The sequence below is a fragment of the Mesorhizobium sp. LjNodule214 genome (assembly GCF_964252735.1).
In the GTDB taxonomy this organism is placed as follows: domain Bacteria; phylum Pseudomonadota; class Alphaproteobacteria; order Rhizobiales; family Rhizobiaceae; genus Mesorhizobium.
The window spans coordinates 1847716-1860520 of the sequence record NZ_CAXUPE020000001.1; the positions used below are offsets into that span (position 1 = coordinate 1847716).

Genomic DNA, 12805 nt, shown 5'->3' on the forward strand with positions numbered 1-12805 from the left:
AGGTCGACATGTCGGCGTTCCAGGAACGCGGCATCTCCGCACTCGCGGGTGCGTCGCGCCCATGACCACTTTCACCCCTTCCACGCCATCCGAAACTCTCTCCACCGTCCAGTGGGCAGCGGCGGAAGACGCGCCGCTGGAAATCCTCGGCCACGGCTCCAAGCGCGGCATCGGCCGCCCGCAGCAGAGCGAGCACACGCTCGACCTGTCGAAACTCACCGGCGTCACCCTCTACGAGCCAGCCGAGCTGGTGCTGTCGGCCAGAGCCGGCACGCCGCTTGCCGAGATCGAACAACTCCTGGCGCAAAACGGTCAGCAGCTGGCCTTCGAGCCGATGGACTACGGCCGGCTGCTCGGCGGCCAACTGGGGAGGGGCACCATCGGCGGTGTGCTCGCCGCCAACCTTTCCGGTCCGCGTCGGCTGAAGGCTGGTGCCGCGCGCGATCATATCCTCGGCATCAGCGCGGTTGCCGGCCGTGGTGAGGCCTTCAAGTCCGGCGGCCGCGTGGTCAAGAACGTCACAGGCTACGATCTCTCCAAGCTGATGGCGGGCAGCTGGGGCACGCTGGCGGTGCTGACCGACGTCACCTTCAAGGTGCTGCCGGCTGCCGAGACCGAGGTGACGCTCGCCATCCGTGGCCTGCTCGACGATGCCGCCACCGCCGCCATGGCGCTGGCACTCGGCTCCAGCGCTGAAGTGTCGAGTGCCGCCCATCTGCCCGAACGCGTCGCCGCGCGCGTCGCCGGAAGCACGCTCGGCAGCGATGCCGCGACGCTGCTGCGCGTCGAGGGATTTGGTCCGTCGGTCGTTTATCGCATCGCCGCGCTGAAGCAGTTGCTCGGCAAGGCCGGTCCACTGCAGGAGATCGCGGGCGCGTCGTCCAAAGCCATCTGGCGCGATGTCCGCGATTGCGTGCCTTTCGCCGACGGCACGGAAAAACCGGTCTGGCGCGTCTCGATGGCGCCGTCTCAGGCGCACCAGATGGTGCTGACGCTGCGCATGCAGGCCGGCGTCAGCGCCTTCTACGACTGGCAGGGCGGGCTGGTCTGGCTGCGCATGGAGGCGGGGGATCCCGAGGCGAGTCTGTTGCGCGGCCTGATCCGCAAGCATGGCGGCGGCCACGCGACGCTGGTGCGTGCCGCCCTCTCGCATCGCGCCGCCGTGCCCTTGTTCGAGCCGCAGGCCTCGCACCTCGCGGCCCTGTCGGCGCGCCTCAAGGCCGAATTCGACCCCAAGGCGATCCTCAACCCAGGCCGCATGGCGCCGGGCTCAGGCTCTGCTACTCTGAACCCGACAACGGAGGGAGCAGCACCATGAGCAACACCAATCCAGGCCAGAACACACCGCGCCAGACCGACCGCTGGCTGGAGCCGGGCGCGACCAATGCGCTGGTCATCTACATCCTCTATCTCGCCGGCCTCGTCATCGGCATCACCGGCCTTGTCGGCATCGTGCTCGCCTACATCAACCGCGGCAAGGCCGGCGGCTTCGTAGAGAGCCACTATACATTCCTGATCCGCACCTTCTGGATTGGCCTGCTCTACGCGCTGGTCTCGATGGTGCTGATCTTCGTGATGATCGGCTTCCTGCTGATGTTCGCGGTCGCCGTCTGGTTCATCGCCCGCTGCATTCTGGGCATCCAGGCGCTGCAGCGCGGCGAGCCGGTCAAGAACCCGGAAAGCTGGCTCCTTGGGCAATAGAGCATGATCCCGAAAAGTGGGGACCGGTTTTCGGAAAAGATCATGCTCAGAAGGTAAGGACTTCTAGTGCAGACCAATTTCTCAGCTGCCCAGCTTGCCGATCCGCATGTCGCAGAATCGGAGAAGATCCTGCGCAAATGCGTGCATTGCGGCTTCTGCACTGCCACCTGCCCGACCTATGTGACATTGGGCAACGAACTCGATTCGCCGCGCGGGCGCATCTACCTGATCAAGGACATGCTGGAGAACGGTCGTCCGGCCGATAAGCAGATCGTCACCCATATCGACCGCTGCCTGTCCTGCCTCGCCTGCATGACCACCTGCCCGTCCGGCGTCAACTACATGCATCTGGTCGACCATGCCCGCGCCCATATCCAGGAGACCTACAGGCGCCCACTGCTTGATCGGGTGATCCGCGCCATGCTGGCTTTCGTGCTGCCCTATCCCGCGCGCTTTCGCACGGCGTTGAAGCTGGCAAAGCTCGGCAAACCCTTTGTCGGCCTATTCGAAAAGATCCCGGCGCTGAGGCCGCTGGGCGCCATGCTCAAGCTTGCTCCGGCCTCGATCCCCCCGGCATCGCCGATGGCGTCTCCGGGCGTCCATGCCGGGCAAGGCACGAAAAAGGGTCGCGTCGCCATCCTCACCGGCTGTGCGCAATCGGTGCTCGCCCCCGCGATCAACGACACGACGATCTCGCTGCTGACGCGGCTCGGCGTCGAGGTGGTGGTGCCGGACGGCGAGGGCTGTTGCGGCGCGCTGGTGCACCACATGGGCCGCGAGCAGGCAGCCCTTGCCTCGGCGAGGCAGAACGTCGATGCCTGGACGCGCGCCGTCGACCAAGGTGGGCTCGATGCCATCATCATCACCGCGTCGGGCTGCGGCACTACCATCAAGGACTACGGCTTCATGCTGCGCCTCGATCCGGCCTATGCCGAAAAGGCGGCACGCGTTTCGGCGCTGGCAAAAGACATCACCGAGTACCTCGCCGCTCTCGACCTGCCCGAGCCGGTGCGTAAGCCCGGCACGGTCGTCGCCTATCACTCGGCCTGTTCGATGCAGCACGGCCAGAAGATCACCCGCCAGCCGAAGGACCTGCTGACCAGGGCCGGCTTCGTCGTGCGCGAGCCACGCGAGGGACATCTGTGCTGCGGCTCGGCCGGCACCTACAACATCCTGCAATCCGAGATCTCGGCCAAGCTGCGCGACCGCAAGGTCCGGAACATCGAGGCGACCGGAGCTTCAATTGTCGCCACCGGCAACATCGGCTGCATCACCCAGATCGCTTCAGCCGCGAAGCTGCCGGTGGTGCACACGATCAAGCTGCTCGACTGGGCCTATGGCGGCGAGCCACCAAGAATGAGTTGACTGGGAAGAATTCGCCCAAGACGATGCGGCGATGCACAAGCCAGAGCCAGAAGATATCGAAACCGTTGTTCGCCTTCTGTCGGACCAGTCACGTTCGAACTTTCAGGCTCGCTATGCCGAATGCGAAACCGTTGTAGCTCGGCATCTGAAAGATGGATCAGAGTTTCTATTTCAGCTTATCAAGGCGGCTGTTGAAGCCGATGTCCACAGGATCACTCTGATCGAGGATGCAGTTTCGTTTCTCGACGACACGCATTTGGGCAAGCTTGCGTTCTTCCTACAGGGCCGGTCGAAGCGCGGAACCGATGTCGAAGAGCTTTTATCCCATGCCGTTCTGCAAGCGCCCGAGTTGTTCCTGGACAGCGCGCTTGCCGACAATCCCGATTTCGCAGACTGGCTGACGGATGATGATCCACGTTCGCCGCCCGCGTGCCATCACTTTGTCTTTGAAGAGGGCGCTCCGAGCGACATGTCCTTTCCGACACATCGCAATCACCCCACCTGGCATCTGCCGGCGGCGGGGCGGCCATTCACGGTCGGCGGTGAGGGGATGGGCGCATGTCCGGGTTGCGGCAAGAGACTGGTGCATCTCGTTACCTTGGACGATTTTGGCGCCCAGATAGCGGCACCTTTTCCTCGGCTCCGCATCGAGACGTGCCAGGGCTCTCTCGAACCGACCTACTATTCCCATGATACCAATGGAATGCCGACACCGATCGCGCCATTCCATTCCGCCGATGATTTCACATCGGAGCCGGTTACAAAGGAAAGCACTGTCCGTCTGGCACCGACGCCGCCGCGCTGGCTCAGGCAGTCGTGGCTGACGAGCAATTCAAGGCAGAATCTGTTTCGGCTTGGCGGGCTACCGTCGTGGGTTCAAGGACCGCAGTTTCCGCTTGTTCCCAGAACGAACAGGAAAATGAAGTTTCTTCTCCAGTTCGATTCGTTCGCGGGCTTCTTCTGGGGCAGCGGTGGCATGCTTTACGTCTTCTGGGACGAAGAAAGCCGGATCACATGCCATGTGCCGCAATACACGTGACGAAAGCAGTTATTCCGCCGCGAGTTTGTCCGCCACGCCGTAGGTCGCGTTGTACAGCGCGCGCTGGCGGTTGAGTGCCACCATCGTGTTGCGCAGCAGGATCGCGACCGTGATCGGGCCGACACCGCCCGGCACCGGCGTGATCCAGGACGCCACGTCCTTGACGCTGTCGGTGTCGACGTCGCCGACGATGCGGCTTTGCCCGTCCGGTCCGATCTCCGAATTGATGCCGATGTCGATCACCGCGGCACCCGGCTTGACCATGTCGGCCTTGATCAGCCTTGGCTTGCCGACGGCGACGAACAGCGCATCGGCGCGCCTCGCATGCGCCGCCACCGAGCGCGTCATGTGATGACACACCGTCACCGTCGCGCCTTCGCTCATCAATAGGAAAGCGATCGGCTTGCCGACGATCTCGGAGTGGCCGACGATCACCACTTCGAGCCCCTTCAGGTCGAGGCCGGTTTCCTTCAGCAGTTCGACCGAGGCCGCCGCCGTGCAGGGCGCCAGGTCGAGCTGGTTGTAGACGATGTTGCCGATCGAGGCCGGATGCATGCCCTCGACATCCTTCAGCGGATGCACCGCCGCCTGCAGCGTCTTGATCGGGATATGCGCCGGCACCGGCCGCTGAATGATGATGCCGGTGACGCGCGGATCGGCGTTGAGCCCATGGATCGCCGCTTCCAGCTCGCCGGCGGTGATGTCGGCGGCAAAGCGCCGTTCCTCGAAACCGATGCCGGCCAGTTCCGCCTTGGCGCGCTGGTTGCGCACATAGACGTCGACAGCCGCCGTGTCGCCGACGGTGATCGACACCAGCTTGGGCGGGAAACCTTCGGCCCTCGCAATCGCCGCATCCTCGCGCACCGCGGCGATGATGCGCTGGGCAACCGGACCGCCCTTGAGGTAGCGGCTGTCGTCGGGCGAGGCCATGGACTGAACCTTCGATCTGGAAAACGTTGGCGCCGACATAGCAAAAGAACCGCGGGAAGGGCAGCGCGAAACGCGAAACCGCCATGCGACCTATCGTCGAAACCTTGCGGCGGCTGAAGGCGGCGACGCGTTGCGCAAAACGAAAAGGGCAGCGCGGGTTCCCGTGCTGCCCTCTCGTGACTGACCGTATCCCCACACGGCCCGTCCCCCGTTAAATCGTTGCCAGTCTAAGCACGTCCCTCAAAAGCGCGCTATGGCTTGAGGGCAACAGCGCGCCAAAAACCACTCAGCGCTGCCTAACCAGCTGATTCGCAGTGACTATATCACCACCACGGTCGTTCCGACATTGACCCGTTCATAGAGATCGACAACGTCCTCGTTGCGCATGCGGATGCAGCCCGACGACACTGCGCCGCCGATCGTCCATGGCTGGTTGGTGCCGTGGATGCGGTATTCCGTGGTGCCGAGATAGAGCGCGCGCGCGCCGAGCGGGTTCTCCTCGCCGCCGGCGAGATAGGTCGGCAGATAGCGGCCCTTGGCGGCTTCGCGCTTGATCATCACCGCCGGCGGACGCCAGTCCGGCCAGACGCGCTTGTTGGTGATCTTGTGCGTGCCCGACCATTCGAAGCCGGGCTTGCCGGTGCCGACGCCATAGCGCCGCGCCTTGCCGTTCTTCTCGACCAGATAGAGGAAATTCTGCGTCGTATCGATGACGATCGTGCCCGGCTTCTGCGGCCCGTCATAGGCGACTTCCTGCGGCAGGTAGATCGGGTCGATCTGCGGCCGCTTCACCAAGCGCCTGGCCGGCGCCTGCACGGCTGCTGTCCGCACCTGGTCAGGTTGTGCCGGCTGTGCGTAGCGCATGCGCGGCTGCTGCGCGGCCTGCCGGTTCTGCCGCACGATGCCCGGGGCCCGGCCAAGCTGCAGCACCCAGGGCGCCGAAAGGTCGGGGCTCACCATCACCGGCGGCCGGTCGGCATAGCGGTCATCAGCAAAGGAGGAGGTGGTGCCGGTGGCAAGAAGGGCCGCGGCGCCGAACACGGAACGCAAGAAGATATTCATCGGAACGCACCTTGATCGTCTGACACGCGGGGGAAAGTGCCCCCGGTTGCGCGATCCTTGGCGCCAAGCGGCAACCGAAACATGAATCGGAATGCGTAAAATGCCGGTTTGTCAGTAAACCTTTTGGTGTGGTTACCGGCCCGTTCAGGAATCTGGTAAAGCCACGGTAAAAGCAGCGCAAAGGCGCATTAACGAATGGAATTTCGCCATGGAAAACGAAAACACAGGCCTGCTCGCTGGCCCCGATGGCATCTCACGCTGCTTCTGGCACGGCAACCTGCCTGACTATCTGCATTACCATGATCATGAATGGGGCCGGCCGGTGGCCGACGACCGCAGGCTGTTCGAAAAGATCTGCCTCGAGGGTTTCCAGTCCGGCCTGTCCTGGCTGACCATCCTGCGCAAGCGCGAGAATTTCCGCGAGGCCTTCGCCAATTTCGAATTCGACAAGGTCGCCGCCTTCACCGACAAGGATGTCGAGCGCCTGGTCGGCAATTCCGGCATCATCCGTCATCGCGGCAAGATCGTCTCGACCATCAACAACGCCAAGCGCGCCCGCGAAATGGCCGACGAATTCGGCTCGCTCGCTGCCTGGTTCTGGAAATTCGAGCCGGGCTCGGACGAACGGCCAGAAATCGTCGATCTCGCCCATCTGCGCGCCAATCCGACGACGGCGGTTTCGGTCAGGATTTCAAAGGAATTGAAAAAGCGCGGCTGGAGCTTTGTCGGCCCGACCACCGTCTACGCCTTTATGCAGGCGATGGGTCTGGTCAACGACCATCTCGAAGGCTGCGTCTGCCGCAAGGAGGTGGAAGCGGAGCGGAAGAAGTTCAAGCGGCCGAAATGAGCGGCAGTCACACGCCGCTGGCGCCGGTCAGGAACAGGCCGGCGACGATCGCGGCAAGTGCGGCGAAGGCCGGATAAATCACCAGCAGGCCGGTCATCAGCGCATCGCGCGCTGTCGAGCCCTTGCGTTCATCCGCAGTGACCTCGAACGGACCCGCCATCTGGCTTGCCGTCACGGATGCATTGCTGCCCGCCGGCCGGAGCCGTGCCGGCAGTTCGCGGACGCCTCTGTGTTCGATGTCGAACTTTCCTGCCGTGGTCATGGCCCGAACCCCTTGTTTCGGCGTGCTTATCGGCTCTGATTGTGTCGGCACGATGCCGCACCTATGGCGGAATTGTTTCCTTTTGGCGCAGTTTGTTTCAGCAAAGGCGCAAACCCTTGCCGCTCCCGGCTGCATCGGTTAGGACACGCGCGCCGCGGAAATAAGAAATTTTCTACCGCGCAACGCCACGAAACACCGAGTATCCATCCCATGGCCGACAAATCGGAAAAGACGAAAGCGCGGCTGCCGCGCGGCTTTGCCGACCGCAGCGCCGACGATATCCGCGCCGTCGAGAAGATGATGGCGACGATCCGCTCGGTCTACGAGCTTTACGGTTTCGAGCCTGTCGACCAGCCGCTGATCGAATACACCGATGCGCTCGGCAAATTCCTGCCCGACCAGGATCGGCCGAACGAAGGCGTATTCTCCTTCCAGGACGACGACGACCAGTGGCTGTCGCTGCGCTACGACCTGACCGCGCCGACGGCACGCTTCGTCGCCGAGAATTTTGAAAAGCTGCCGAAGCCTTATCGCAGCTATCGCTCCGGCTGGGTGTTCCGCAACGAGAAACCCGGCCCCGGCCGCTTCCGTCAGTTCATGCAGTTCGACGCCGATACGATCGGCACGCCGGGCGTCGCGGCCGACGCCGAAATGGCGATGATGATGGCCGACGTGATGGAAGCGCTGGGCATCAAGCGCGGCGACTACGTCATCCGGGTGAACAACCGCAAGCTGCTGGACGGCGTGCTGGCGGCGATCGGCCTCGGCGGCGATGAGAATGCAGGGCGTCGGCTGACGGTACTTCGCGCCGTCGACAAGTTGGACAAGCTGGGTGTGGAAGGTGTGCAGTTGTTGCTGGGCACCGGACGAAAGGACGAGAGCGGAGATTTTACGAAGGGCGCTGGACTGGACAAGCAACAGATCGAGCTAGTGATGAACTGCGTCGCCGCAGTCGGCGAAATGCACACCAGCAACCATGCCACTGTACAAGATCTGAAAAGCTCTCTCGGGAACATACCGGCTTGTGAAGCAGGCTTGAACGAACTCGAAGAAATTGCGTTGCTTTGCGACGCAGCTGGATATGGACCGGCACGAATTAAGATCGATCCCTCTGTCGTCCGCGGCCTCGAATATTACACCGGCCCGGTCTTCGAGGCCGAGCTGCTGGCAGAGATCCCCAATGAGGACGGCCAGATCGTGCGCTTCGGCTCGGTCGGTGGCGGCGGTCGCTATGACGGGCTGGTTTCCCGCTTCCGTGGCGAGCCGGTGCCGGCGACCGGCTTTTCCATCGGCGTCTCCCGGCTGATGACGGCGCTGAAGAACCTCGGCAAGCTCGACATGTCGGATGTGATCGCCCCGGTCGTCGTGCTGGTGATGGACAAGGACACGACAAGCCTCGGCCGTTATCAGAAGATGGTATCGGAACTGCGCGCCGCCGGCATCCGCTCGGAAATGTATCTCGGCGGCGCCGGCATGAAGGCACAGCTGAAATATGCCGACCGCCGCGGCAGCCCGGTCGCCATCATCCAGGGCGGCGACGAGCGCGCGAAGGGTGAGGTGCAGATCAAGGATTTGATCGAAGGCGCCAGGATGTCGGCCGAGATTGCCGACAACGCCGAATGGCGCGCGGCGCGGCCGGCGCAGGTGACGGTTGCGGAGAGTGAGCTGGTCGGTGAGGTCCGGAAGATCCTGTCGGCGCAAGCAGCCGATCGTGCGAAAGGTGGTGCCTCGCGCCCATCCAACCGATGACCTCCCGCTATCCCGCCATCGCCGCCGACATCGCCAGCCTCTTCGCCGCGCGCAATACCCATGCGGTCGAGGTCGCGGTGCTGCAGCCGGCCGACCCGTTCCTCGACATGGCTGGCGAGGATCTGCGCCGCCGCATCTTTCTCACCGAGAGCGAGACCGGCAAGACGCTCTGTCTCAGGCCGGAATTCACCATTCCCGTCTGCCTCGACCACATCGCCAGCCAGGCCGGCACGCCGCGCCGCTATTCCTATCTCGGCGAGGTGTTTCGCCAGCGCCGCGAGGGCGGCAACGAGTTCTTCCAGGCCGGCATCGAGGATCTCGGTGACCGCGACACACCGCAAGCCGACGCCCGTTCGCTGGCCGACGCGCATGCGCTGCTGTCGTTGGCTCTGCCCGGCAAGACGCTGAACGTCACGCTCGGCGACCAGACCATTTTCGAGGCGGTGCTGGCAGCACTGGGCCTGCCGCGTGGCTGGCGCATGCGGCTTGCCCGCGCCTTCGGTTCGGCGGCGATGCTGGAGGCGGCATTGGCCGACCTCGCCAATCCGCCACGCAACGGCCAGCTGTCCGGCCCGGTGGCTGCCCTTGTCCTAGGTGGCGATCTGGACGGGCTTTCCGCGCACATTGCCGGCGGCATGGAGGAGACCGGCCTGTCGGCGTCGACCGGGCGCTCGCCCTCCGATATCGCGCGCCGCCTGATCGAGAAGGCCGAACTGCGCAGCGTGCGGCTGTCGAACGAGGCGTTCTCGGCGCTGAGGACATTTCTCGCGATCGACGTGCCGCTTGACAGTGCGCCTCAGGCGCTCGAGAGCTTCGCGGCTGGTGCCGGCCTTTCGCTGGGCGCGGCCCTGGACAATTTCGCCGCTCGCGCCAAGGCGATCGAAGCGCATGGCCTGCCGGCCGCGACAATTCACTATGACGCCGCCTTCGGCCGCCCGCTCGACTATTACACCGGCCTGGTCTTCGAGGTCGCGGTGGAAAATGGCGAACGGCCGCTGGCCGGCGGCGGCCGCTACGACCGCCTGCTGACGCTGCTCGGCGCCAAGACGCCGATCCCCGGCGTCGGTTTTTCCGTCTGGCTCGACCGCATCGAGGCGCAGCGGGGGACGGCCAAATGATCACGCTGGCACTGCCGTCGAAAGGCCGGCTCAAGGAGCAGGCGCTGGAAGTCTTGGCCAAGGCCGGGCTTGCCGTCAGCTTGCCCGGCGACGAGCGCAAATACCGCGCCCGCATCGAGGGCATGGACAGCATCGAGGTGGCCTTCCTGTCGGCCTCTGAAATTGCCGGCGAGATCGGCCAGGGCTCCGTCGATTTGGGCATCACCGGCGAGGATCTCTTGCGCGAGAACCTTGCCGACTGGGAGGCTTGTGCCGAAATCGTCGCCCGCCTTGGCTTCGGCAATGCCGATGTCGTGGTGGCGGTGCCCGACATCTGGCTCGATGTCGACACCATGGCCGATCTCGACGATGTTGCCGCAGATTTCCGCCAGCGCCACGGCAGGCGGCTGCGCATCGCCACCAAATACTGGCGGCTGACCCAGCAATTCTTTTCGCAAAAGCACGGCATCCAGGTCTATCGCATCGTCGAGAGCCTGGGCGCCACCGAAGGCGCGCCGGCGGTGGGCTCGGCTGATGTCATCGTAGACATCACCACCACCGGCTCGACGCTACGCGCCAACCATCTCAAGGTGCTGACCGACGGCGTCGTCCTGCGGTCGCAGGCTTGCCTTGTCGCGTCGAGGAAGAGCCGCGCGGCGGCGGATGAAGCAATGTTGCGCGATATTGCTGCGAAGATGAGCGCCCTCCCTCCCCCTTGAGGGGAGGGTGGACAGCCGCCGAAGTCGAATGGACGGGTGGGGTCCGCGGTGACGCGCTCCATCTTTGGTCAAAGCCAAATAAGAGGTTGAGGCAGTTGAGGCGACCCCATCCGCCTCGCTTCGCTCGACACCCTCCCCTCGAGGGGAGGGATCGAGCTTCACTACCATCGACGGGATTTCCACCACCACGGTAGGCTGATAGGTTCGGTATGTCTGCGGAGGAGACGGCGATGGCGATCAAACTCGACGAGCTGAACAACGCCACCAATCTGCGCGGCCCGGGCAAGGGCGGCACCTTCGTCGCGCCGATCGACGGCAGAGCGCATGTGTCGGGCGAGCGCACCATGCCGCTGCTCAACAAGACGATCCCGGCGCTGTTTTCCGATACCGTCAGCAAATACGGCACGCTCGATGCCGCGGTCTTCGTCGACCAGGACAAGCGCTTCACCTGGAGCGAGCTGTCGGACACTGTGGATGCGCTTGCCGCCGGCCTGCTCGCGCTCGGCCTGGAAAAGGGCGAGCGTGTCGGCATCTGGTCGCCCAACCGCTGGGAATGGCTGGTGACACAATTCGCCACGGCGCGCATCGGCCTGATCCTGGTCAACATCAACCCGGCCTATCGGCTGACCGAGCTGGAATATGCGCTGAACAAGGTCGCTTGCCGAGCTCTGGTTACCGCCGTCAGGTTCAAGACCTCCGACTATCTCGGCATGGTCGAGACGCTGGCGCCGGAAATCGCCATGGCCGCGCCCGGCAAGCTCAAGGCGAAAACACTGCCGGCGCTGAAGATCGTCATCCGCATGGGCGAGGACAACTCGCCCGGCATGTACAATTTCGGCGATGTGCTGGCGATGGCGGGCCGCGACGAGCATGACAGCCTCGACCGCATCTCCGAGGGGCTGAAGCCAGGCGAGGCCATCAACATCCAGTTCACCTCAGGCACGACAGGTGCGCCGAAGGGCGCGACGCTGACCCACCACAACATCGTCAACAACGGCAATTTCGTCACCGCGGCGATCAAGCTCACCGTCGACGACCGGCTCTGCATCCCGGTGCCGCTCTATCATTGCTTCGGCATGTCGATGGGCACGATAGGCTGCGTCACCAAGGGCGCGACCATGGTGTTTCCGGGCGAGGGCTTCGATGCCGGCGCGACGCTGAAGGCGGTGGCGCAGGAACGCTGCACCGGCCTCTACGGCGTGCCGACCATGTTCGTCGGCCTGCTCGACCATCCGGACTTTGGCTCCTACGATCTCACCAGCCTGCGCACCGGCATCATGGCCGGCTCACCATGCCCGATCGAGGTGATGAAGAAGGTGGTGTCGCTGATGCATATGTCGGATGTGACCATCGCCTACGGCATGACCGAGACCAGCCCGGTGTCCTTCCAGAGCGGCGTCGACGATCCGTTGGAAAAACGCGTCTCGACGGTCGGCCGCATCCATCCCCATGTCGAGGTCAAGGCCATCGACGCCGAGGGCGCCACTGTCGCGGTCGGGGCGCCGGGTGAGCTTTGCACGCGAGGCTATTCGGTGATGAAGGGCTATTGGGACGACCAGGAGAAGACCCGCGAGGCGATCGACGCCGATGGCTGGATGCACACAGGCGATCTCGCCACCATCGACGCCGACGGCTATTGCAACATCGTCGGCCGGGTCAAGGACATGGTCATCCGCGGCGGCGAGAACGTCTATCCGCGCGAGGTCGAGGAGTTCCTCTATCGCCATCCCAAGGTCAAGGAAGTCCAGGTGTTCGGAATTCCAGATGACAAATATGGCGAGGAGCTGTGCGCCTGGATCGTGCTCAGGCCCGGCCAGACCGCCACCGAGCAGGAGATCAAGACCTTCTGCACCGGCCAGATCGCCCACTACAAGATCCCGCGCTACGTCCGCTTCCGCACCGAATTGCCGATGACGGTGACCGGCAAGCCGCAGAAATTCCTGATGCGCGAGGCGATGGTCGAGGAACTGGGACTGGTGACGCAGAAGACGGCTTGAGCAGGCGAAGACGCTTCGATTTGCCGTCGCGCTGAAT

At 64.0% G+C, this 12805-nt stretch carries 12 protein-coding genes; 9 read left to right on the plus strand and 3 right to left on the minus strand.

All coding sequences use genetic code 11. The features are described from left to right. The first annotated feature begins 61 nt into the window (after positions 1-61). From glcE to ACSQ3Z_RS08825, 4 genes are all read left to right on the plus strand, one after another. Positions 62-1318 (plus strand): glycolate oxidase subunit GlcE, encoded by a 1257-nt coding sequence (gene glcE / locus ACSQ3Z_RS08810; RefSeq protein WP_436170904.1) that lies wholly within the window; start codon positions 62-64, stop codon positions 1316-1318. Further along, positions 1315-1701, plus strand: a complete 387-nt coding sequence (locus tag ACSQ3Z_RS08815) for a DUF4870 family protein (protein WP_436170905.1) — start codon at positions 1315-1317, stop codon at positions 1699-1701. Before glcE ends, ACSQ3Z_RS08815 begins: the two co-directional genes overlap by 4 nt. Positions 1702-1767: 66 nt before the next feature. Beyond that, the gene (gene glcF / locus ACSQ3Z_RS08820) at positions 1768-3066 is read left to right on the plus strand and encodes a glycolate oxidase subunit GlcF (protein WP_436170906.1); all 1299 of its coding nucleotides are present in this window, start codon (positions 1768-1770) and stop codon (positions 3064-3066) included. A 31-nt stretch (positions 3067-3097) separates the two neighbouring features. After that, complete coding sequence (locus ACSQ3Z_RS08825; RefSeq protein WP_436170907.1) at positions 3098-4105, plus strand: hypothetical protein; 1008 nt, start codon at positions 3098-3100, stop codon at positions 4103-4105. Between the two features lie 9 nt (positions 4106-4114). On the opposite strand, the gene ACSQ3Z_RS08830 is transcribed toward ACSQ3Z_RS08825, so the two are convergent. Both ACSQ3Z_RS08830 and ACSQ3Z_RS08835 read right to left on the minus strand, forming a co-directional pair. Beyond that, entirely contained in the window at positions 4115-5035 is a 921-nt protein-coding gene (locus ACSQ3Z_RS08830; protein WP_436170908.1) for a bifunctional 5,10-methylenetetrahydrofolate dehydrogenase/5,10-methenyltetrahydrofolate cyclohydrolase, read from the minus strand. Between the two features lie 318 nt (positions 5036-5353). Then, positions 5354-6097 carry a L,D-transpeptidase gene (locus ACSQ3Z_RS08835; protein ID WP_436170909.1) on the minus strand — a complete coding sequence of 248 codons (744 nt, stop codon included), beginning with the start codon at positions 6095-6097 and terminating at the stop codon, positions 5354-5356. 208 nt (positions 6098-6305) lie between these two features. Here ACSQ3Z_RS08835 and ACSQ3Z_RS08840 point away from each other — a divergent pair, with 208 nt between their 5' ends. Beyond that, entirely contained in the window at positions 6306-6944 is a 639-nt protein-coding gene (locus tag ACSQ3Z_RS08840; protein ID WP_436170910.1) for a DNA-3-methyladenine glycosylase I, read from the plus strand. 7 nt (positions 6945-6951) lie between these two features. On the opposite strand, the gene ACSQ3Z_RS08845 is transcribed toward ACSQ3Z_RS08840, so the two are convergent. Further along, entirely contained in the window at positions 6952-7206 is a 255-nt protein-coding gene (locus ACSQ3Z_RS08845) for a hypothetical protein (RefSeq protein WP_436170911.1), read from the minus strand. Positions 7207-7416: 210 nt separating this feature from the next. Between ACSQ3Z_RS08845 and hisS the strand changes: the two genes are divergently transcribed. From hisS to ACSQ3Z_RS08865, 4 genes are all read left to right on the plus strand, one after another. Further along, complete coding sequence (hisS, locus tag ACSQ3Z_RS08850; RefSeq protein ID WP_436170912.1) at positions 7417-8955, plus strand: histidine--tRNA ligase; 1539 nt, start codon at positions 7417-7419, stop codon at positions 8953-8955. Further along, the gene (locus ACSQ3Z_RS08855) at positions 8952-10073 is read left to right on the plus strand and encodes an ATP phosphoribosyltransferase regulatory subunit (RefSeq protein ID WP_436170913.1); all 1122 of its coding nucleotides are present in this window, start codon (positions 8952-8954) and stop codon (positions 10071-10073) included. The genes hisS and ACSQ3Z_RS08855 overlap by 4 nt, the downstream gene beginning before the upstream one ends. Further along, positions 10070-10771, plus strand: coding sequence for an ATP phosphoribosyltransferase (gene hisG, locus ACSQ3Z_RS08860; protein WP_436170914.1), 702 nt, complete (start codon positions 10070-10072; stop codon positions 10769-10771). The genes ACSQ3Z_RS08855 and hisG overlap by 4 nt, the downstream gene beginning before the upstream one ends. Before the next feature lie 230 nt (positions 10772-11001). Continuing rightward, positions 11002-12768 carry an AMP-binding protein gene (locus ACSQ3Z_RS08865; protein WP_436170915.1) on the plus strand — a complete coding sequence of 589 codons (1767 nt, stop codon included), beginning with the start codon at positions 11002-11004 and terminating at the stop codon, positions 12766-12768. The last annotated feature ends 37 nt before the right edge of the window (positions 12769-12805 follow it).

Excerpts from the sequence above, each read along its gene's own strand:
- ACSQ3Z_RS08840 (WP_436170910.1), top strand. The coding sequence starts at position 6,306 with ATGGAAAACGAAAACACAGGCCTGCTCGCTGGCCCCGATGGCATCTCA.
- hisG (WP_436170914.1), top strand. The coding sequence starts at position 10,070 with ATGATCACGCTGGCACTGCCGTCGAAAGGCCGGCTCAAGGAGCAGGCG.
- ACSQ3Z_RS08835 (WP_436170909.1), bottom strand. The coding sequence starts at position 6,097 with ATGAATATCTTCTTGCGTTCCGTGTTCGGCGCCGCGGCCCTTCTTGCC.
- glcE (WP_436170904.1), top strand. The coding sequence starts at position 62 with ATGACCACTTTCACCCCTTCCACGCCATCCGAAACTCTCTCCACCGTC.
- ACSQ3Z_RS08845 (WP_436170911.1), bottom strand. The coding sequence starts at position 7,206 with ATGACCACGGCAGGAAAGTTCGACATCGAACACAGAGGCGTCCGCGAA.
- ACSQ3Z_RS08865 (WP_436170915.1), top strand. The coding sequence starts at position 11,002 with ATGGCGATCAAACTCGACGAGCTGAACAACGCCACCAATCTGCGCGGC.
- hisS (WP_436170912.1), top strand. The coding sequence starts at position 7,417 with ATGGCCGACAAATCGGAAAAGACGAAAGCGCGGCTGCCGCGCGGCTTT.
- ACSQ3Z_RS08825 (WP_436170907.1), top strand. The coding sequence starts at position 3,098 with ATGCACAAGCCAGAGCCAGAAGATATCGAAACCGTTGTTCGCCTTCTG.
- ACSQ3Z_RS08830 (WP_436170908.1), bottom strand. The coding sequence starts at position 5,035 with ATGGCCTCGCCCGACGACAGCCGCTACCTCAAGGGCGGTCCGGTTGCC.
- ACSQ3Z_RS08815 (WP_436170905.1), top strand. The coding sequence starts at position 1,315 with ATGAGCAACACCAATCCAGGCCAGAACACACCGCGCCAGACCGACCGC.
- ACSQ3Z_RS08855 (WP_436170913.1), top strand. The coding sequence starts at position 8,952 with ATGACCTCCCGCTATCCCGCCATCGCCGCCGACATCGCCAGCCTCTTC.